The organism is Dyadobacter sp. OTU695 (genome assembly GCF_038440355.1).
In the GTDB taxonomy this organism is placed as follows: domain Bacteria; phylum Bacteroidota; class Bacteroidia; order Cytophagales; family Spirosomataceae; genus Dyadobacter.
Genome location: NZ_JASATN010000004.1, coordinates 103,376 through 123,152 on the forward strand (window position 1 = coordinate 103,376; position 19,777 = coordinate 123,152).

The 19,777-nt window shown below is 49.9% G+C and carries 14 protein-coding genes; 7 read left to right on the forward strand and 7 right to left on the reverse strand.

Annotated elements, in window-relative coordinates; genetic code table 11:
* Positions 1 to 59: 59 nt before the first annotated feature.
* A complete protein-coding gene (locus AAHB90_RS10635; RefSeq protein WP_342084980.1) occupies positions 60 to 416 on the forward strand; it encodes a winged helix-turn-helix transcriptional regulator in 357 nt (118 codons plus the stop codon).
* On the opposite strand, the gene AAHB90_RS10640 is transcribed toward AAHB90_RS10635, so the two are convergent.
* From AAHB90_RS10640 to AAHB90_RS10650, 3 genes are all read right to left on the reverse strand, one after another.
* Positions 409 to 1,038: a response regulator transcription factor gene (locus AAHB90_RS10640; protein WP_342084981.1), complete on the reverse strand. Its 630-nt coding sequence runs from the start codon at positions 1,036 to 1,038 to the stop codon at positions 409 to 411. The two genes, AAHB90_RS10635 and AAHB90_RS10640, sit on opposite strands and share 8 nt — an antisense overlap.
* Complete coding sequence (locus AAHB90_RS10645; protein WP_342084983.1) at positions 1,035 to 4,091, reverse strand: ligand-binding sensor domain-containing protein; 3,057 nt, start codon at positions 4,089 to 4,091, stop codon at positions 1,035 to 1,037. The genes AAHB90_RS10640 and AAHB90_RS10645 overlap by 4 nt, the downstream gene beginning before the upstream one ends.
* Before the next feature lie 300 nt (positions 4,092 to 4,391).
* Positions 4,392 to 5,210, reverse strand: a complete 819-nt coding sequence (locus AAHB90_RS10650; protein ID WP_342084985.1) for a hypothetical protein — start codon at positions 5,208 to 5,210, stop codon at positions 4,392 to 4,394.
* 133 nt (positions 5,211 to 5,343) lie between these two features.
* On the opposite strand from AAHB90_RS10650, the gene AAHB90_RS10655 reads away from it, so the two are divergent.
* Positions 5,344 to 5,550: a hypothetical protein gene (locus AAHB90_RS10655; RefSeq protein WP_342084986.1), complete on the forward strand. Its 207-nt coding sequence runs from the start codon at positions 5,344 to 5,346 to the stop codon at positions 5,548 to 5,550.
* Between the two features lie 57 nt (positions 5,551 to 5,607).
* Here the strand turns inward: AAHB90_RS10655 and AAHB90_RS10660 are convergent, their stop codons facing one another.
* The gene (locus tag AAHB90_RS10660; RefSeq protein WP_342084987.1) at positions 5,608 to 6,645 is read right to left on the reverse strand and encodes an alpha/beta fold hydrolase; all 1,038 of its coding nucleotides are present in this window, start codon (positions 6,643 to 6,645) and stop codon (positions 5,608 to 5,610) included.
* A gap of 280 nt (positions 6,646 to 6,925) precedes the next feature.
* On the opposite strand from AAHB90_RS10660, the gene AAHB90_RS10665 reads away from it, so the two are divergent.
* A complete protein-coding gene (locus AAHB90_RS10665) occupies positions 6,926 to 7,642 on the forward strand; it encodes a hypothetical protein (RefSeq protein WP_342084988.1) in 717 nt (238 codons plus the stop codon).
* A gap of 108 nt (positions 7,643 to 7,750) precedes the next feature.
* On the opposite strand, the gene AAHB90_RS10670 is transcribed toward AAHB90_RS10665, so the two are convergent.
* From AAHB90_RS10670 to AAHB90_RS10680, 3 genes are all read right to left on the reverse strand, one after another.
* Positions 7,751 to 7,873, reverse strand: coding sequence for a hypothetical protein (locus tag AAHB90_RS10670; protein ID WP_342084989.1), 123 nt, complete (start codon positions 7,871 to 7,873; stop codon positions 7,751 to 7,753).
* Positions 7,874 to 8,010: 137 nt separating this feature from the next.
* Positions 8,011 to 9,558: a SusD/RagB family nutrient-binding outer membrane lipoprotein gene (locus AAHB90_RS10675; RefSeq protein WP_342084990.1), complete on the reverse strand. Its 1,548-nt coding sequence runs from the start codon at positions 9,556 to 9,558 to the stop codon at positions 8,011 to 8,013.
* A gap of 23 nt (positions 9,559 to 9,581) precedes the next feature.
* Complete coding sequence (locus AAHB90_RS10680; protein ID WP_342084991.1) at positions 9,582 to 12,761, reverse strand: SusC/RagA family TonB-linked outer membrane protein; 3,180 nt, start codon at positions 12,759 to 12,761, stop codon at positions 9,582 to 9,584.
* A 476-nt stretch (positions 12,762 to 13,237) separates the two neighbouring features.
* Between AAHB90_RS10680 and AAHB90_RS10685 the strand changes: the two genes are divergently transcribed.
* From AAHB90_RS10685 to AAHB90_RS10700, 4 genes are all read left to right on the forward strand, one after another.
* Positions 13,238 to 13,429 (forward strand): hypothetical protein, encoded by a 192-nt coding sequence (locus AAHB90_RS10685; protein ID WP_342084992.1) that lies wholly within the window; start codon positions 13,238 to 13,240, stop codon positions 13,427 to 13,429.
* Positions 13,430 to 13,479: 50 nt separating this feature from the next.
* Positions 13,480 to 16,827, forward strand: coding sequence for a SusC/RagA family TonB-linked outer membrane protein (locus AAHB90_RS10690; protein ID WP_342084993.1), 3,348 nt, complete (start codon positions 13,480 to 13,482; stop codon positions 16,825 to 16,827).
* Between the two features lie 23 nt (positions 16,828 to 16,850).
* Positions 16,851 to 18,563 carry a SusD/RagB family nutrient-binding outer membrane lipoprotein gene (locus AAHB90_RS10695; RefSeq protein WP_342084995.1) on the forward strand — a complete coding sequence of 571 codons (1,713 nt, stop codon included), beginning with the start codon at positions 16,851 to 16,853 and terminating at the stop codon, positions 18,561 to 18,563.
* 227 nt (positions 18,564 to 18,790) lie between these two features.
* The gene (locus AAHB90_RS10700; RefSeq protein ID WP_342084997.1) at positions 18,791 to 19,693 is read left to right on the forward strand and encodes a histone deacetylase family protein; all 903 of its coding nucleotides are present in this window, start codon (positions 18,791 to 18,793) and stop codon (positions 19,691 to 19,693) included.
* Positions 19,694 to 19,777: the final 84 nt, after the last annotated feature.

Sequence of the window (19,777 nt, forward strand, 5' to 3'; positions counted from 1 at the left end):
AAGCATTTAAATTTGAATGCTATACAACCAATTGTGGGGTACTAACAAAAGTGTAAGTAATGGCAGCCAGAAAACAAAATTCTACCTACACCAGCAATGAAAAGTACATTGTGGAATGCGATCTTACCTACGCGGTCAACAAGATTGGTGGAAGGTGGAAGATATTGATTATCAGTAAGCTGGAAAAAGGGAAAATGCGGTTTGGGGAGCTTAAAAAAGAATTTCCCTACATCACGGAACGGATGCTGACGCTACAACTGCGCGCGCTGGAACAGGATGGGCTGGTCAAGCGCACGGTATACGCCGAAGTGCCGCCACGTGTAGAATACGAGCTTACGGAAATGGCTGCTGCGTTCGGGCCGATTTTCCAGCAGCTCAGTGAATGGGGCGGGAAGCACCGGAAAAGCGTCAGTTGAGCTTATAAGCCTCCGCAAGCTGTACGAGGGCCTTGCGGTCGGAGATATTTAGTTTATCGAATATACGCCGCCTGAACGTGCTCACAGAGGTATATTGCAATTGCATCAGCTCGCTGATCTGTGTGATAGTATAATCCTGAATGATGTACATCGCTACCTGAAACTCCCTGGGCGTCAGCCCGTCGAACGGGTTCATCGATTTCCGGTTCAGCGTGTCGTTTACAATAATCTCGGCCAGGTCGGCACTCATGTATTTCTTTCCCGCCAATACCACATTCACGGCCCTGATCAGCTCTTCGGGCGACGCGTCCTTTTCAAGATACCCGTGCGCGCCCATTTGCAGCGCCCGTTTTCCAAAAATCATCTCGCTGTTCATCGATACGACCAGTACTTTGGTGTCGGTATGATGACTCCGGATCCAGTGTAATACGGTGCTCGGATCTGTGTCGGGCATGCTCAGATCGAGTAGCACGAGATCGTAGACATTGATTTTTAGCTGGGTCATGATGGACTGACCATCCCAGCTTTCGTCTATTTGGGCCTCGGGGAAATGATTGAGTAACGCAGCTTTAAGCCCGTACCGGACCAGCGAATGGTCGTCGGCAATCAGTATTTTTTTCATAACGTAGTGAAATTGGGCGGAGAAATCTCCGTCAAAATAGCTTCTGTTGTGTTAGGTTGGCCGGGTAAAAGCCCGGAAATCGTGACGGACGTTCCCTGTCCGACGGTACTTTCTACGTCCAGCCTGCATTCGAGGCGGGCCACAAAATCGATGATGATCTGGTAGCCAAGGCGGCCGCTTTGCTCGATACCCTCGGTTGTAAGTACATGCTCGATGCGCCGGTTGATTTGACTCAGATCGGCAGGCGACATTCCCCGCCCGTTGTCCGATACTGTTAGTTTCAGGTATTGATCATCCATTTTGTCAATTTGTACCCGGATATGCCCGCCGGAAGTGTATTTGTTGGCGTTGTCTATCAGGTTTCGGATCACAGCCTTTAATATTTCCCGGTTCGTTAAAAGTAAGTAATTGCCGTGGTTAACGAATTCGAGCGTATTGTTTTTTAAAAGAAGCATCTCTTCAAAAAACTCGCTCAACTCGTTGGCCAGGCCCTCAAACGGGAACGGGCGCTTACTAAGGAAAAAGCCATCCTGCTGTGATTTGGTCCAGAGGTTGATCTCCTTTACAAATGCGTGAATACTGGTAGCGGCCTTTTTGATCTCGGCAGTCCCGGCCCTGACGTCATCCAGACGGTCCTTTTCCAACGCGGCAGCAACGTGGTCCGAAAGCAGGTTTAGAAAATGTAGGGGCGATTGCAGGTCGTGGGCTAGCAGCAGCGTAATCTTTTCTTTCAGCCGGTTGCTGTATTCCAGCTGTTTGGTGCGTTCACGGACCTGGGCTTCCAGCTGTTTTTTCCGTTGAGTCAGGTAATGATAGCGCAGCTTCACCACCAGGTAAAAGGAAAAGGCAAGCAGGCACAGCGCGAAAAGCGTAGCATACCAGGTTTGATACCAGAAAGGGGTTACTGTGAAGCTCTTAGCTAATACGCCGACGTTATTGTACCCGAAACCCGCCTTTTTTCTCACTTGAAGCGTATAGTTTCCGTGGCTCAGCCGGTTGAGGGTGATGGTCAGGTTGCTGTTTAGCTGATACCATTCATCATCCAGCCCCCTGATATTGTATTCCAAAAGCTGGTTTTCGGGCAATCCGAAATAGGGCGATGCCAGCGTGATTTCAATGCGGTTAAACGAAGGGCCGAGTCGCAAGTCGTTCGCAAATGGCTGTTCTTTTCCGTCTACAACAAATTTGTCGATCAGGATCCGGGCATTTGGAAGAATATCGGTTATACTGTCGGGGTACATCTGCACGAGCCCGTCCATCGACGGAAAGGAGAACTTACCATCCGGAAAAACGACCGCCGACGGGTCGCAGCCGCCATTAAATTCGTTGTTGCCAAAGCCATTGCTCTTGTCATAATAATAGTAGAAGACACTGTTCGCCTTGCCGTCGAGGTAGTCGTACAGGTCTTGCGTCCGGCATTTGAAGAGGCCATGGTTGGTGCTCATCCACATGAAGCCCTTTTTATCTTCCAGAAAAGTGTGTACTACGAGCAGATAACCGTTGCGGTCGAGTGGCAATGCGGTTGATTTTCCATTGCGTATCGCGTAGAATCCCTGTCCGTAGGTTCCTGCCCAGAGTGTTTTCTTTTGATCGAGATAAAACGCCCTCACTTCCCGGCCCTTCATTTCGGGGATGTCCTTAAATGTCGCTTTTTGAACATCTACCTGAAATAAGCCGTTGCCATCCGATGCCCAGAAGCTCTCATTATTTACAGGAATGAACGTTTTGACTGCCCTGGGCAAGCTCATCCAGCGGATCGAGTCGCCGGATATTTTGCCCAGCTTCCCGGAGACCATGTTAAGCCAGATATTCCCGTCGGGCGTCTGGGCAAATCTGGCAACCTCTTTTTCCGCGTAAAACTGGCGGATTAGTTTTAAATCGGTTGCGCGTTGCTCCACGTGTTTCGGTGACCTGTTCAGCCATACATAACCATTCCGGTCAATCAGGATCCCACTCCTGGGGATAAGCGGGAACAGGTCACCGGAAATGATGCCGGTAGGCAGTATCCCGCCTAGCTCGGTAAGTACACCATTGTTTTTGTATAAATGCTGGCTGTAAAAATTGCTGTTCGTCCCCGGGATGCGGACGATTTTGAACTGTTTCTTTTTGAAAATATAGAGCCCGCCCGTATCGGTACCCAGCATGTGAATGCCCGATTCGGGGATGTTCAGGTAACAAGCCACGTGGCCGATATTTCCCGTTTTCAGCACAGGTTTACAAATAAGGATATTATCGGTGCCGGGGTGGAGTTCATAAAAGGTATCCGAGTTATGCAGAAAAAGGCGTTTGCCTTGCTGAAAAAACTGCGATGGTCCCTGGAACTCCCGTGCATTTCCTCCGGATATCTTTGAGGAAACGGCATATTCCCTGCCCGAAGAATCGATACAGGCCATCCGGCCTTGCTGATTGAAAAAATAGATCCTTTTATTCAGCATTCCGGCCTTATTATAGGCCATTGCGAAGCCATCGAAAGTCTTTAAAAGGGTTAGTTTTTTTTGATGGAAGTACGCCAACGTGGCATCCCCGACGAGGACAAAACCGTCCCCGCGAGCGCCGACCCGATGATAAATCACTTGTGCCGCAAAACCCTCAAACAACGATTCGACGCGGCGGCGGTCCTTCGGCACCAGGTTACGAAAGATATCAAACTGGTCTTTGGGCGATTGCAGTAGCACAATCCGGTTGCGAATGTGCGGGTTGAGGATAAATGGCTGGTTATTTTTATCAAAAGAAAATACCTTAAAGCCGGTATCCTTAAAGTAAATGGTGCTATCGCCCGTCAGGCCCAAATCGATAATGCGGTTGCTGGCAAGCTGCGGTACGTTGCTGAGGTTATAGGTAACGAAATGGGTCCCGTCGAACCGCACCACGCCGCCCTGGGTAGTCATCCAGACGAAACCGTTTTTGTCCATCCGAAGCTGCATGACGCTGTTCTGAGGCAGGCCGTTGTCGCTTGTATAATGTTGTTCGGTGAAATCGGAAACCTCCTGGGCAGATACGTTTAAGGCTACCGTGAGGAGGGTGAGAAGGGCAGTAATCCTCGCAATTTTCATAGCCGGGTCAACAAAATGGGTTTGTCCTGAAATGACAAATGTAAGGTCGGAATTTAGGTACAATAATAGCTTAGTTTCGCAATAATTTCTATGGGTTGTACAAACATTTCTAGCCTGCTGGTTTGTTATTTAAGGCGAACTTATCGATTGGTTTTCGTTACCTCTGATATTTGGTGTGCTGATTGCCGACAGCGTTTCCGGATCTGGTCCGTGGAGAACCTGAAATGGCATTGTGCGTGCGGATTATTCGGACATTCGATCTTAAACCCCGTTGTATACAGAAGCGGCTGGGAGGCTAGCTTATTCCATGTCTTCAAAACCGTATGCGTTACGATCCAGCAAGATCATAGACATCAGCCAGTTCACGTTTTCCTCTTCCTCCGGTAGCGGGTCGCGCTCCCAGACGTGCCATCCGTCGATATGCCGGTAGTATTTCTCTTTGGTTTGCTGGGCAAACGCTTTTGATTCATTTAGTTTTTCAAGATAAAATTCTGGGATTTCAGAATTTCTCCGTGGTAGTTTAGTTTTCACAAATCCTGCCACTGCCCGGGTAGGCTCGTCCATCCATTGTTCAAATGCATCGAAGGTGGGAAGCAGACAGGACGCGTAATGCCCCAAGAGCGCCGATTTTAGCCGAATGGGAGCATAGATACTGCAATGACGAAAGTGGTCAACCAATATCTGCTTCCTTCGGTCATGCAGGAAAGTTCTGTAATTGGCTTTGAGGTAATCAACCTTGCTGCGGTCGATAATCAATGACAATATCATTTGCGTGCTGCCGAACAAAATGGAAGGAATCAATGTGGTTTTCAGAAAGTAGACTTTCTCCCTCATTTGATCCGCCCAGATTCTATTTGCCTTATCTTGATCCACGAGCCTTTCAATGTACATTTCTTTCTGTTCTGCGACACGTTTTTGATATTCAGCCATCTGCTCTCCACTCAATATTTCCCGGAAAACACTGTACTCGAAATCCCATTCTTCTTGCGCAGAAAATGCATGCGTCGGTGAATGCGATTCCTTCATGTGCTCGAATCTCAGCACTTTCTCAGCTTGTTCCGAATTGAGATTCAATTGATGATACCTGGCCTGGACAAATTTGATTTCTTCCCTTTCCATTCAGATTAATTTGCTGATATGCCAAGATAGCGACGCCTTCCGGAATTTCCTTCGAATAAAATCCTCCCTTTTTAAGATTATTTGCAGCCGATCCTCGTCTTCCGGGTGAAGATTTTGGCAATGGTGAACAGATATGATGAAGCATTTGAAACCCTGGATTGTTATTTTAGTAATCTGCGTGCACTGGGGCGTTGCAAACGGGCAGAGCATTCCGGTTAATCGTGCCGGAGGCGTTCCGAAAGCAGAGGAGGTGGGTGCCGGGAAATTGCCCGCGGAGCTGCATTTCAGTGCGGAGATCGGGATTACTTTCCGGCTGTTTTCACAAGGAACGAAGGCGTAGAGCTGATGCCGCTCGGGGCGTTGATTTATGCGAACGGTCAGGAAAATAGCAATAACATTATTTTGCAAAGCTGTCCGCCTCGATAATGGCATTGGCAAATGCCCTGGGCGCTTCCTGAGGCAGATTATGACCTGCTCCTTTGATAATGTGGTGCACGTGTTTGCCGCTGAATTTGGCCGCGAATGCCGAACCGTCGCTGGCAGGCACGACGCCGTCTGAGTCGCCGTCGAGGGTTACCGTCGGAACCGCGATGACAGGGCCTGTGAAAAGTTTTTGCTCGATGTCGTCATATTGCTTCTCGCCAGGTTCGATACTCAGGCGCCAGCGGTAGTTGTGGATGACGATCGCGGTGTAATCGGGATTTTTGAAAGATTCGGCAGAACGGTTGTAAGTGGCTTCGTCGAATGCCCATTTGGGTGAAATGTTTTTCCAGATCAGCTTATTGAAATCATACCAGTTGGCCGCGTACCCTTTTTGACCGCGGTCGGTGGCGAAATAGTACTGGTACCACCAGCCCCATTCGGCGGCGGGTGAAAGCGGTTTCTGGTTTTTTTCAAGATTGTTGATCAGGTACCCGTTCACGGACACCATTGCTTTGCAGCGTTCCGGCCAAAGCGCGGCGATGATATTGGCCGTCCGCGCGCCCCAGTCGAAGCCGCCGATTATCGCGTTTTTGATTTTCAACGCGTCCATTAAAGCGATGATGTCAGCTGCAACTGCCGCCTGCTGGCCATTCCGGAAGGTTTTGTCCGAAAGAAACCGCGTAGTGCCGTGACCCCGTAAATGTGGTACGATCACCCTGTAACCCGCGTCGGCAAGTAGTGCGGCCGTTTCGGCGTAACTATGGATATCGTACGGCCAGCCATGCAACAAAATCACCGCCTGACCATTTGCCGGGCCCGTTTCGGCGTAACCGATATTGAGTACCCCGGCTTCCACCTGCTTGATTTCGTCAAAAGTATGGACTTGTATCCCAGGTGCGCTTTTTACATTCCCTTTTGCCAGGGCACGCGACGGCATGATCTGTGTTGCTGCGAAGGCGAGGGCGGTCAGGCCCAGAAAGTTGCGACGGCTGTATTGCGTGTTATTTTTCATGTTTAATGATGTCGAAGATCGATAGTTAATGTCTTGCCGGGACTATTTCCCGGGTTGGATGAATCAAAATTAGCCTTCTACACATCCGACGGAAACGGGAAACTGGCCGAACCGGACAATACCGACGGTCGGCTGGACATTTGCGGCGGCGTATCCGACCGGCCAAGGCAGTGGTTTTTATATTTTATTTGACAAAACCCATACTTTCAACCATTTAAACATGGTTCTATTTAAAATGAAAAAAGGATGACGTTTGCTTTCACTTTAAACACTTCCAACTATGGGTACTAAATTATCGGTTCTTATTTTATTGTTCGCAGTATCAGCCTGTAACCAAGGCAAACCTGAACATACCGACACCAAGGTTCAATTGAAAAGGAAAGCCAGTTCGATGGCTGATATGCGTACCGGATATACCTCCGATAATTACAAAAACGTTCTGGTCAATTATACCTTTGATCCGGTAAACTATTTAGAAGTAAATAAATATATGCAGGACAAAGGGCTACTTCCATCCACACATTTTAATGCCGGACTAACGTGGCAGGAGGTAGATGAAGCCGCAAAAAAAGTGTTATCAGAAAAGGCAAATGATCCAAACGAAGGAGTTTACAAACAATATTGCGCCGTTTCCGTCCTGACGAATACAGATCTTCTTTCAGCGACTAGTCCGGAAGCCCAAAAGGTCGTAGCGTTCTATCTTGACATTCTTTTTAAGGAAAAAAATGAGTCAATTGGTTTGTATTACTACGCTTTGAGAAATGCAAGTCCAATACTTTCAAAAGAATACATCAAGGAAGTATCAGATTTTGCTATTGCATCAGCAAAGAAATCGCTGGTGGGTATTAAAGAAACCCTGGCAAACTTATCTTTACAAGCAAAAAAAGAGCAAAATACATCAGAGAAAGATAGGATAGCCAGCTCGATCGAAATAGGCAAATATATTGTTGAAAGCGACGAAACCTTTATTGAAAAAATCGCTTCCCTGAATACTTAGGAAAAAGTCAGGACATTTTTCATTCGCCGAAAGGTTGCCCTGTGAAGTATTCGCTACGTTGGTTACATTCACGATTGGCTGGCACAAGCCCCTGCCCATGCAAGCGGATCAGTCCTGAAATTCCAGCAGTGCTTTCAGCGCCTTAAAACACGCATATGCCAAGTAAATAGGAGCCAGCACCGGCAGGAAAACGGCCATTTTCAGGATGTCGTCGTTCGTAAAGTTTTTCATAACGATGCTTTTTGAGTACAACTTATTCTACAATAGGATAAAAGTTGTACCACAAATATAAGGCAACAAAATTTAAGTTGGGGTAAAAAAAAAGCTGCTCACAGTTAAATGAGCAGCTTTTTTTTGAACGATTATTTTTACTTATTCCACCATAGGGCGGTCGTAATATCATCATTGCCTTGCGACTTCACCGCATTCTGGTAGTTGGCAAGGTTCACGCTCTGTTCTTTGGGGGGGTAGTACAGTCGTTGTGGCACACCTTCGCCGAACAGGGGCTGGAACTTGTAATCTGTGGTTTTGCCGTCCACAGTGCGGCTCCAGACGATATCACCGGGTTTTACCAGGAATGTAGGGTGGCCCGTGCGACGGATTTCAGCCCATGCCTCGTCGCTCTGGGTGTATAGCGCCAGGTATTTCTGGTTCAGTACATTGGCTTTGTCGGCTTTCGGGAGTGCGGCCAGATACGGAGTGATATCGGCCTGCGCAACGCCCCATTTTTGCAGCGAAGCGGTTACGCCATTGATATACTCCTGCTGGTCCCAGTTTTTGTATTCCGAAATCAGGAAAGCCACTTCGGCATATTCCTGCAAAACCTCTCCATAATTGGCTGCATTCACAACGGCGCCCGGAAGGCTCACGTCCGTAGCGGTAAGCAGGCCCGCGGCAGCAACGGGAAGGCCGTATGGCTGGCCAACGTAATTGCCGGCAGCATTTTTGGCCGCATAGATCGGCAAGCGAGGATCCTGAACTTTTACAGTGCCCAGGTCGCCTTTCAGCACGTTGATGATCACATGCGACACGGCGAAGTCTTTACGGTTGGCGGTAACGGTGGCGCGGTAAAGCGGCGCTTCGTTAGGTGCCAGGGGCTGGTATTTGAACACGGCATTATCTGCATTGGAAGTGAACACTCCCTTTGCCAATGCGTCGTCGAAATGCGACTTCGACTCGGCCGGGAGCTGTTTGCGGATACGCGTAGCTACACGCAGGCGCAGAGAGTTCGCAAACTTGGCCCACAGCTCGTTCTTGCCTTTGTAAATCACATCGTAATTTCCGAAAGTAGTGGCGCTTTTGTATTTAATCAGCGTATCGCCGGCCGCTTTCAGCTCATTCAGAATATCGAGATAGATTTTCTGTTGGCTGGCATAGGCCGGGCTCAGATTTTCCGGTTGCTGCTGCAATGCCTGAAACTCAGGGTCCTGGTTGCCGTACGATTGATAGGGGATGTTACCAAACACATCGGTCAGGTTCTGGAAGGCATAAGCTTTCAGAATGCGGGCGATGGCGATCTGGTTCGCATTGCTACCGGCGATTCCGGCCGCAGCTATGTTTTTGGTGGCCGGGTCGCTGTTCAGCCTGATAATCTCATTGAGGTTGTTGAGCGCCTTGTATGCATTGCTCCAATACGTATCCGAATACGAGCGGGGAATATCGTAGCGCGACTGGTCGCTGTAAATATTCTGGCTGTAATATTGTGCAAAAAGCTGCGAGCCGCGCAGGGAGCTGTTCTCGTTGCGGATGTTGTCGATCACCTGTTTTTCTGCTGAGAGCAGCACGGTGGTCGTCGTTACGTTTTCGGGCCGGTTCGGGTCCTTGTTGATGTCCTCGAAATGGCTGTCTGAGCAGCTGGCCAGCAATGCGCCGAGGCCGAGGACCAGAATGCCTTTATGATATATGAACTTTTGCATGATCTTCAATTTGAATGTGGTGGTTAGAACTTCACATTTACGTTCAGGCCGTAAGTAGCAGGTACCGGAACGCTCCCGCCTTCCAGGCCCTGGATGTTGCCACCGCTGCTGGTGAACTCTGGATCGATGTATTTGCTGGCTGTGTAAATGTTGGCCAGGTTTCGACCGTAAACTCCGAAATAGACCTGTTTGACGGCTTTGTTAGTCAGCGCCAGATTATATCCGAACGTGATCTCGCGCAGTTTTACAAATGTCGCGTCGAAGATCGTCTGCGGGGTAGGACCGCTGTATTCCCCGCGTGACCATGCCTGGGCGGTAATGCGGGTGTCGTTTTGTGTGGTATTGGTCACCTGGTAGGTCCCGTCGGCATTGTAAGTAACCGTGCCCTTCACACCGTCGAGCACCACGCCCGTTTCGCGGATGTTGTTTGCGGCGGTTTTATCCAGAACACCTGCGTACATGGCCACCTTGTAGGTTTGCGAGAAGAACTTGCCGCCCACGCGCCCGTCGACGAGGAAGCCGAGGTTGAAATGCTTGTAAGTAAAGTTGTTCTGGAAACCAAACAGGTATTTCGGCAGCACGCTTCCCAGGGGGGTAAGCTGCTGGGCGCGCTCGTAAGTGCCGTCGGCTTTGATCACTTTCTGACCGTCGGCCGCGTAAACGAAGTCATTGCCCAGGATCTGTCCATACGGCTGGCCTTCACGCGCAACGAGCGTCACCAGGCTGTTGGCAAGCTGGAACGTATTCACGCCCGGTGCCAGCTGGATCACCTTGTTACGGTTTCTCGACCAGTTCAGGCTTGAATTCCATTCAAAGCCATTGGCGCGTACAGGCGTACCGGTGAGCGTTACTTCAATCCCCTTATTATTGATCTTACCCGCATTGATCACCTTCGAATCGTAACCGAATGCCGACGATACCGGAATATTGATGATCTGGTTGCGGCTCACGTTATCATAATAGGTAATGTCGAGGCCGACGCGGTTTTTCAATGCCTGGATGTTCAACCCGGCCTCCCAGGAGCTTGTAATCTCTGGTTTCAAAGCCTGGTTGTTCAGCTGCGCGGGCAGCTTGTACGAAGGAAGGCCATCGAACGATTGGCTAGCTTCATAAGCGCGTTGCAGCTGGTAAGGATCGGTGTCGTTACCGACCTGTGCCCAGCCGAGGCGTACTTTGGCAAAATCCAGCCAGCTGATGTCTTTCACGCCATTCAGCTCGGTAAGGATCAAACTCGTCGTGAGCGATGGGTAAGCAAACGAGTTCCGGTTGAGCGGCAGGGTAGAGGACCAGTCGTTACGCAGTGTCCCGTCGAGGAATAGCAGGCTCTTCCAGCCGAGCGAGAAGCTACCGAAGATCGAGCTGATCTGCTTCCGGTAAGCATTTGAGTTCACGAGTACCGAGCTGGCGTTTTTCAGGTTGTAATATTCAGGAATGACCAACCCGCCTTGCGTTACGGCATCGCTGATGCGCCGGCGCTGGCTCATAATGTTACCGCCCGCATTCACATTCAATGAAATATCGCCCCAGCTTTTGGTCGCCGATGCCAGCAATTCGTAGTTGAACTCACTGAAATTGTTGTTGTACTCCTGGTACTGCGACTGCGTCCGCGAATAGACGGCAATGCGGTCCTGGTATTGATATTGATAAACATCCGCATTGACCTTTCCGCTCAGTTTGAGCCAGTTGTTCACATCGTAGATGACGCCCACATTGCCGTAGAAACGGTCACGGTTTTCTTCGAGGTAGCTTTGGTAAGCCGACCAGTACGGGTTATCGATAAACTTGGCAGCTTCGCCGGCCGGCGTATCCTGGTAGCCGCTGCGGTTCCAGAGGATCTGGCTGCCGTCGGCGCGTTTGTAGTTTTTCAGCTTCTCATAATCTACCTGCACCTGTCCCCACTGGAACGCTTCGAGGATAATGTTCCGGTTGGTAGCACCCGTCCAGGGCCGTCCCGTCGACTGGTTTTTGATATAATTGAAGTTATTATAAAACTTGAATTTGCCAGCCTGCGTAGAACCCGAGAAGTTGATCGAGTTACGTTTCAGAGACGAGTTCGGGATGGTACCTTTTACATTCTTATTGGTAAATGAAATGCGGTAGGTCGAGTTCGCATTACCGCCGCTCACAGCGAGGCTGTTCGTGTTCGAAACGCCTGTTTCGAAGAATGTATGCACATCGTTTTTAGGATAAGCCCATGGCTGTGGTTTCAGGTATTCAGCCGTGTTCTCAGGGTCGAGGTTATACCAATGCAGCACAGGCGTGCCGTCCAGTTTCGGCCCCCAGCTTTCATCTACGGCATATTCTGCGATGTTATATTCAGTTCCGCCGATAGTGGCTTTCTGGAATGTACTCGAAAAACCGCCGCCATAGAGTTTCTGGCGTTTCGGAAGACGCACGATGTTTTCAAACTCGACACCGGTGTTCAGTGTGATATTGACCTTGCTGTTTTCCTTGCCTTTCTTGGTGGTAATCAGAATCACCCCGTTTGCGGCGCGCGTACCATAAAGCGCTGCTGCGGACGGACCTTTCAGAACGGAAATGTTCTCGATATCGTCGGGGTTCAGGTCCTGGATCATATTACCAACGTCCTTGCCTCCGCTTCCCGCGCTGGTAGCTGCGCTGTTGAGGTCGGCATTGTCGATCGGCGTACCATCGATCACATACAAAGGTTGGTTATTACCTGAAATGGAGTTGATACCGCGGAGCAACACGCGCGAGGAGCCGCCCATGTTACCACCGGAGGTAACCACCTGTAAGCCCGCTACCTTTCCGGATAATGCGCTCAATGCATTCGTAGGGCGCGTTTGTAATGCCTCGCCTTTCACTTCCTGCACAGCATAACCCAGCGCCCGCTTTTCACGCGAAATACCTAACGCGGTTACCACGACTTCGTTCAGGATTTTCGCGTCCTGTTTTAATGCGATGGCGATTTTGTCGCTGTTGCCCAAAGCCACTTCCTGGGTGATATAGCCTATAAACGATATCACAAGTACGGGTGAATCGCCGTTGATTTCCAGGCTAAAACCTCCGTTTACGTCGGTCAATGTACCTGTTGATGACCCTTTTAAGGTCACGGATGCTCCGGGAAGCCCGCTGGAATCGTTTGCATCGGTGACCGTACCAGTAATCGTCCGCTGCTGTGCATGCACGAGCCCGGTCGCGAGTAAAGTCACCAGAATGAAGTAGATAAATCTCGTTTTCATGAATTGTATTTTGGTGAGGATTTGTTGAGTTGTTGTTTTGGAATTTTCTCCTGTTTTTGGCTGACTGATATTAAAATTAATTTTCTATAAACGGGTTTTTCTAAAATTAAATTCCGGTAAATCTTCTAAAATGAAGTTATTATAATGATTGTATTATTAAATATTTTGTAAATGTATTAAAAATAAGTTAAAATGATTAATATCTATCGGATTGATAGATTAAAAAAATGGAAAGGCAATAATTGGATTGTTTCAAGTTTTACGCTTCCCGCTGACGGGGAGGGAATTAACTGGCTATTGCGCCAGCGGTTACACGTTGCCTGGCGTTCAGAAGTCTACGGGATGAATTATCTGGACCTTGTGCGGCACCCTTTCGCAGCCTATGGTAACATTTATTTAATACGAAAGATTATCTGGATAGTAGCCCGTTCCGGTGGTGGTCACGTATTTCTCACATATCGCGACAGTCAAACAGGATGTCAGTTTCAAGGGCTCAAATATTGATTGAAAAGCTTATCAGCAACCGCCTTTCGGCGGAAGAATTGTCTGAATTGCTTGCCGGCACGCACGATGAGACGGTGCAGCAGGCCTATTCGGATGCGCTGGAAGTATATTTCAATCGGTTGCTTGCCGAGGAGTCCGGCAAACGGCGCACCCTGTTGGACTAGACCGGTATGAAGGACTGTATTTTAATACCTACTCGCCTAATACTAATACTATGAAACCAAAAGCTACCCTGAAAATGGCGGCACGATGTATGTTGGCCGCACTCTGTCTATCCGGTCCGGATATCTTAGCCCGGGCAAGTGCTCCGGCTACCGGAGCGGGCAAAAATGCCGTCCTACCTGTTGCCGACAGGATTAAAGGTAAAGTGACTTCGGCTGTCGATGGTTCCCCCATTCCCGGCGTGAATGTACTTGTGAAAGGAACCCAACTCGGTACCACGACGGATGCCGAGGGTGTGTATTCGCTCGATGTGGAGTCTAAAAATGCAGTGCTTGTATTCTCTTATATCGGCTTCAATACCACTGAAATGCCCGTTGGCGGCAAGAGTGTGCTGGATGTGGTGCTGTCTGAAAACGTAGCCACTTTGCAGGAAGCGGTCGTTACCGCGTTGGGTATCAAACGGGACACGCGCTCGCTGGGTTATAATGTGGGAAAAGTGGAAGGGCGCGATGTCGCCAATGTGGCCAATGAAAACGTGCTGACCTCTCTCTCCGGCCGTGTTTCCGGGGTTTCCATCAATCAGACAAGCGGTGTCGGTTCGTCGATCAGCATTGTCATTCGCGGTGCAGCTTCTTTGAAGAACAATCAACCTTTGTTTGTCGTCGACGGCGTACCATTGGCCAACAGCCTTGCCAACGTCAGCGAAAAAGGAAGTGGCAACAAGGTCGATTATGGTAATGCGATTTCGGACATTAATCCCGATGATATCGAAAGTATGTCGGTGCTGAAAGGGCCAAGCGCTGCGGCATTGTACGGTTCGCGTGCCGGTAACGGGGTAATCCTGATCACAACCAAATCGGGCAAGAAGGGTAAAGGGCTCGGTGTTTCGTTCTCGACTTCCAATGTATTCGAGAAACCGTATCGTTTCCTTGACCTGCATTATAAATATGCCAATGGTGAACGCCCGTTCCAGCTCGACGAGTCGTCGGCTTACTGGGGTGGTCTGCCGCTGGATGCCGGCGTCAAGGAGGTTCAATGGAACGCGCCGCTCGACGCGGAAGGCAAACCTATTGCAACCGAGCTTAGATCTTACAAAGACAATATGAAGAATTTCCTCCAAACGGGAATCACTTCTACCAATAACCTGACCGTTTCCGGCTCGACCGACAAGGCAACCTACCGCGTTTCCTATAACAATATGAGTAACCGTGGGTTGATCCCCAATTCGGATCTGTACCGCAACTCGCTGAGCACGGCTTTGACTTTCGACATGTCGAAGAATCTGAAACTGAGCACCAACATCAACTTCGTCCGTTCGAATTCTAACAGCCGTCCGCAGACATCGGAGCGTGACGGTAACCCGTTGCAGGCGGTTTACTACTCGCCGAGCTACGACATTCGCGATCTGAAAGGCGTATGGAAGCCAGGCCGCGAAGAGATTGAACAGCTGACTGTGGCACCAGGCGAAACCGATAACCCTTATTTTCTCGCCAAACACCTTACAAACGCTTACGTACGCGACCGTCTGTACGGGAACCTGAAACTCGACTGGACGATCGCTCCCGGCCTGACCGCATTCGTGCGTTACTCGCATGACATGTACGACGAAGACCGTGAAACCAAAATTCCATGGAGTTACAAAAGCATGGCCAAAGGAGGATACTACCTTGAAAACGTAGGCCGCAACGAAGGAAACGCCGATTTCCTTGTGACAAAGAACATCAAGGCCGGTGACTTCGATATCAATATTTCCGGCGGTGGTAACATCATGAGACAAAAAGGGAACAGCTCCAATCTCGGAGGTCGTGACCTTTCCGTGCCGGGCCTTTATAATATCTCCAATATTCCCGTGGCCAACCGTATCGTCGGTAACGGCAGTTACAAAAAGGCGATTTACAGCTTATATGCACTGGGTTCTTTTGGTTTCAAAAACCAGCTTTATCTGGATTTAACGGCGCGTAACGACTGGTCGAGTACATTACCCGAAGCGAACCGTTCGTATTTTTATCCATCGGCATCGCTTAGCTGGCTTGCAAGTACGACATTTAACATGCCGTCGTCTATTTCAATGCTGAAATTCCGCGGGGGCTGGGCACAGGTGGGTAACGACACCGATCCTTATCAGCTATATCCGAATTTGGGCACCGGTAACTGGGGTAACCTTGTAACCGCTAACCTGGGCGGTACGCTCCTGAACCCGACGTTGCTACCGGAGATTGCGACTTCGACCGAAGGCGGCATCGACCTGAATATGTTCAATAACCGTTTGCGTTTTGACCTTACCTATTACGACCGCGCCAATACCAACCAGATTTTCAGCGTTCCAATGGCTCCTTCGACCGGTTGGGAAAGCAAAAATATCAACGCCGGTAAGCTTGTGAGCCGTGGTATTGAAATCGGTATCGGCGGTACGCCTATCAGCAACGTCAATGGCTGGACGCTGGATGTGAATGCTAATTTTAGCCGCAACCGCGTAACTGTCAAAGAACTGGCTCCTAATTTCCCGTATTTCGAACAATGGGGTGAAAACGGTGCAGGTGCGTATACCTATGTAGGCGAGCAGATCGGTAACATTTACAGCCGTGGTTTTGCGACCGTCACCGATCCGAATTCACCGTACTACCGCTGGCCGATTATCGCATATGATGGCGAAGGTGGCGATTTGGACTGGCAATCGCTGGGTGGCCGTGAGAATAATGTTAAAGTTGGGAATTACAATCCCGACTTCATGGTGGGCGGGCAGGTCAACCTGTCTTACAAGCGCTTCTCGCTCGGTTTGAGCCTCGATTGGCGCCAGGGCGGTGAATTTATGTCGTTCACCTATCGCTACGGAGAGTCGGACTGGAAATCCCAGCGCCAGCTCGACAACCTGATCCCGGGCAGCTTGTATTCACCTGATCAGCTTGTTGCATTGCTCAAATCGGATCCTGAAAAATACATTATCCCGCAAAACGGAAACTTCCCGCGGGTAGGAGGGCACACGGCCGCGACCGGTGGTTTCGGGGCTGAGGGCGACGGTGCATTCATCCCAGGTGTTTGGGAAGATGCGGAAGGTAACTATCACGAATGGCTTGGCGGTGCAGGCACCAAATATATGCCGATCACGGCCATGTACCCTTGGAGCTTCAACCAGCAGGTAACTTTCGACGCGTCGTTTGTCAAGCTGCGTGAAATCACGTTGACCTACAAGATGCCGACACTCTTCAATTCGGTGCGCAATGCAAGCTTGTCGCTGTACACACGGAACATCATGCTCTGGAATGCGGCCAAGATAGGGATCGATCCGGAGCGGGCATTCTGGGCTGATCCGAACAAAGGCGGCTTCCGCCAGGGTATCGAACGCCAGAACGTGATGCCGTGGACAATCCCATTCGGTTTCAAGCTCAATTTCGATTTCTGATCAATTCCTGAAAATTCAAAGCGATGAAAATTTTTAAATATATCCCCAAAGTCGTTTTCATATTGGCTGTGCTGGTTGCTTCGTCCTGTAAGGAAAGCCTCACGGAAATCAATGAAAACCCGAACGGCGTTGATCCCAACACCGCCAATCCGAACTTGCTTATGCCGACCGTTATGACGGGCGTGGGCACTCAATACCTGAAACTGGGCTACGGACGCATTGCCGGTGTGGTCCAGCACACGCAGGAAGATGCGTGGAAAGATGGTTTTAACGATTACAACTGGAGTGAGGAAGACGATGAATGGAAAGCATGGTATGGCTTTCTTCGCAACAACGACCTGCTCTACAAGAGATCAAAAGAGATGGGTTTCACCTTTCATCAGGGTGTGGCACTTACGATGAAAGCATTCATTTTCGGGACTATCACCGATCTGTGGGGCGATGCACCCTATACCAATGCTTTGAAAGGCGACCAGGGCGAAATGTTGCCTGCATTTGATAGCCAGGAAGTGATCTACAAAGGCATTATCGAGGACTTGAAACAGGCTTCGTCGCTTTTTGCTACCGCGGATGTTTCGGCCTATGCGCCTGGGTATGATGTATTTTACAATGGCGATAAGCTGAAATGGCAGAAGTTTGCCAATTCGCTGCTGCTGCGTTACTACATGCGGGTGTCTTTAAAGCTGCCCGACGTTGCCAAAGCCGGTATTGAGCAGATCTACACCTCCGGTATTTATCTGAAAGAAGCATCCGACGACGCGGTAATGGACTACATTGGTTCAGCTTCCGGCGATTCGTGGCCTACCGCGATTGCATTCGATGTGAGTCAGTCGAACTGGCGCAGACGGAGACCTGCCGCTGCATTGCTCAACACGATGGCAGCCAGCAATGACCCTCGTATGAAAGTATGGTTCCAGCCCGTGCACGTACGCTGGGTGTCCGACGCGACGCTGAAAACGGGTATGGACGAATTTATCCGCAAAGACGGCGTGATACAGAATGGCGTGAAATCGCTCACCGAGCAGGAATTGCGTGAGCAGATTGCCGCAGGACGGAAATTTACCCGTCATTTCAACCCTGCTCTTTACAAGCCGACGCACGCTGATTTGTTCAATGGCCCGCTGAATACTTCGGAATATGTGGGTATCCCGGCCGGTATGATCGACCCGACGTATTATAACGAGAACCCGACGACAGGCCAGCAGGTACAGAACCAGCATGCATCGCAGCTGAGCTATACGTATCAGGGATCCAAAGGCGGTTTGCTGAAAGCCCGTTTGGCGTCTGCTGCCGAAACGGCATTCATCCTGGCCGAAGCGGCACAAAAAGGATGGTCTACCGGCGGCGCAGAAGCGCACTACAATAATGGTATCAAGCAATCGCTGCAAACCTGGGGCGTGGCCGATCAATACGATACATATGTGAAAGCTGTGGCTTACAAAGGAACGCTGGCACAAATCATGGAACAGAAATGGATCGCGAGCTGGACGGCTTCCACCGAAGCATGGTTCGACTACCGCCGTACCGCATTGCCGGCGCTGGCGCCGGGACTGGCACCTGCTTCCCGTGCATTGCCGCTTCGTTTTATTTACAGCAACAACGAGATGAACAACAACGGCGACAACGTACGCAGTGCGATCGAGAAGCTGGAAGAGACCAATTTCTCTGGTCCGCGCAAGAAAAACAGCCAGTGGTCGAAGCCTTGGCTGGTGCAGGGAACAGGCAAACCTTGGTAGAACCAATTTCCGGGCGCTGGTTGAAACAATTTCATCCCTTGTTTCGCGATGTTCGCCCCATGGTAATGGTTGTTTGCCCCATACCATCGAATTAATTGTGTTGAATTCACGGAGTTTGGCGTAATTGCCGGTGACAATGAATAATCCAGCACCCGTTTTTGAAAGCGGCCTTTTTCGGAAGGTCGCTTTCTTTTTTGCAAATTTGTGCCCCAGCATTGTCCATTTGCATGTTTCCTGTTGCATTTCACCCCATTTTTAAATACCCCGTCCCGGAAGGCCATCGCTTTCCGATGGACAAATATGAATTGCTCCCCTTACAGCTCCTGCGCGAAGGGATTGCCGACGAATCGGATTTTTTTACGCCCGAACCCATCGAATTGTCCACCGTGTACGCTGCGCACGACCGCCTTTACGTCGACCGCTTCATTACAGGCATGCTCAGTCGTCAGGAAATACGCCGCATTGGTTTCGAGCAAACGCCCCTGCTAGTGGAACGGGAACTGCGCATTGCGCGCGGGACCGTGGACGGCGCTCTCAAAGCATTCGAAACGGGCATTGCATTCAATATTGCCGGTGGCACGCATCATGCTTCCCGCGATGCGGGCGAAGGCTTTTGTATGATCAACGATCAGGCCGTTGCTGCTCAATACCTGGTAGATCACCGAATGGCTAAACAGGTGCTGATCGTAGACCTCGACGTCCACCAGGGCAATGGAACGGCAGATATTTTTGCCAGCGAGCAGAGGATCTTCACGTTCTCCATGCATGCGAAGAACAACTATCCGTTCCGTAAAAAGAAGAGTGATCTGGACCTGGAGTTGCCCGATCGCGCCGACGACAATATTTATCTTGCCCTCCTCAGAGACACGTTGCCCAGACTCATCGAACGCCTCAAACCCGATTTTCTCTTCTACCAGGCCGGTGTCGATATCCTTGCAACGGATAAACTCGGAAGGCTCTCCTGCACCATCGACGGTTGCCGCCAACGCGACGAAATTGTTCTCCAAACCGCGCGGAAGCATGGCATACCCGTCCAATGCAGCATGGGAGGAGGCTACTCGCCACAACTCAAAACGATCATTGAGGCCCATGCCAACACCTACCGGGTTGCAAGGCAGCTATTTTTTTAGAAAAATAGAAGTAAACAGCCGGTTGTAAATTCTTTATATAAAAGTTAATTATATAAAGAAACTTGTTAACTGCACTATGATGAT

Bases quoted from the DNA above. Each gene is read 5' to 3' on its own strand.
- AAHB90_RS10700 (WP_342084997.1), top strand. From the start codon at position 18,791: ATGTTTCCTGTTGCATTTCACCCCATTTTTAAATACCCCGTCCCGGAA.
- AAHB90_RS10690 (WP_342084993.1), top strand. From the start codon at position 13,480: ATGAAACCAAAAGCTACCCTGAAAATGGCGGCACGATGTATGTTGGCC.
- AAHB90_RS10650 (WP_342084985.1), bottom strand. From the start codon at position 5,210: ATGGAAAGGGAAGAAATCAAATTTGTCCAGGCCAGGTATCATCAATTG.
- AAHB90_RS10665 (WP_342084988.1), top strand. From the start codon at position 6,926: ATGGGTACTAAATTATCGGTTCTTATTTTATTGTTCGCAGTATCAGCC.
- AAHB90_RS10695 (WP_342084995.1), top strand. From the start codon at position 16,851: ATGAAAATTTTTAAATATATCCCCAAAGTCGTTTTCATATTGGCTGTG.
- AAHB90_RS10645 (WP_342084983.1), bottom strand. From the start codon at position 4,091: ATGAAAATTGCGAGGATTACTGCCCTTCTCACCCTCCTCACGGTAGCC.
- AAHB90_RS10640 (WP_342084981.1), bottom strand. From the start codon at position 1,038: ATGAAAAAAATACTGATTGCCGACGACCATTCGCTGGTCCGGTACGGG.
- AAHB90_RS10680 (WP_342084991.1), bottom strand. From the start codon at position 12,761: ATGAAAACGAGATTTATCTACTTCATTCTGGTGACTTTACTCGCGACC.
- AAHB90_RS10675 (WP_342084990.1), bottom strand. From the start codon at position 9,558: ATGCAAAAGTTCATATATCATAAAGGCATTCTGGTCCTCGGCCTCGGC.
- AAHB90_RS10670 (WP_342084989.1), bottom strand. From the start codon at position 7,873: ATGAAAAACTTTACGAACGACGACATCCTGAAAATGGCCGTTTTCCTG.
- AAHB90_RS10685 (WP_342084992.1), top strand. From the start codon at position 13,238: ATGTCAGTTTCAAGGGCTCAAATATTGATTGAAAAGCTTATCAGCAAC.
- AAHB90_RS10635 (WP_342084980.1), top strand. From the start codon at position 60: ATGGCAGCCAGAAAACAAAATTCTACCTACACCAGCAATGAAAAGTAC.
- AAHB90_RS10660 (WP_342084987.1), bottom strand. From the start codon at position 6,645: ATGAAAAATAACACGCAATACAGCCGTCGCAACTTTCTGGGCCTGACC.
- AAHB90_RS10655 (WP_342084986.1), top strand. From the start codon at position 5,344: ATGATGAAGCATTTGAAACCCTGGATTGTTATTTTAGTAATCTGCGTG.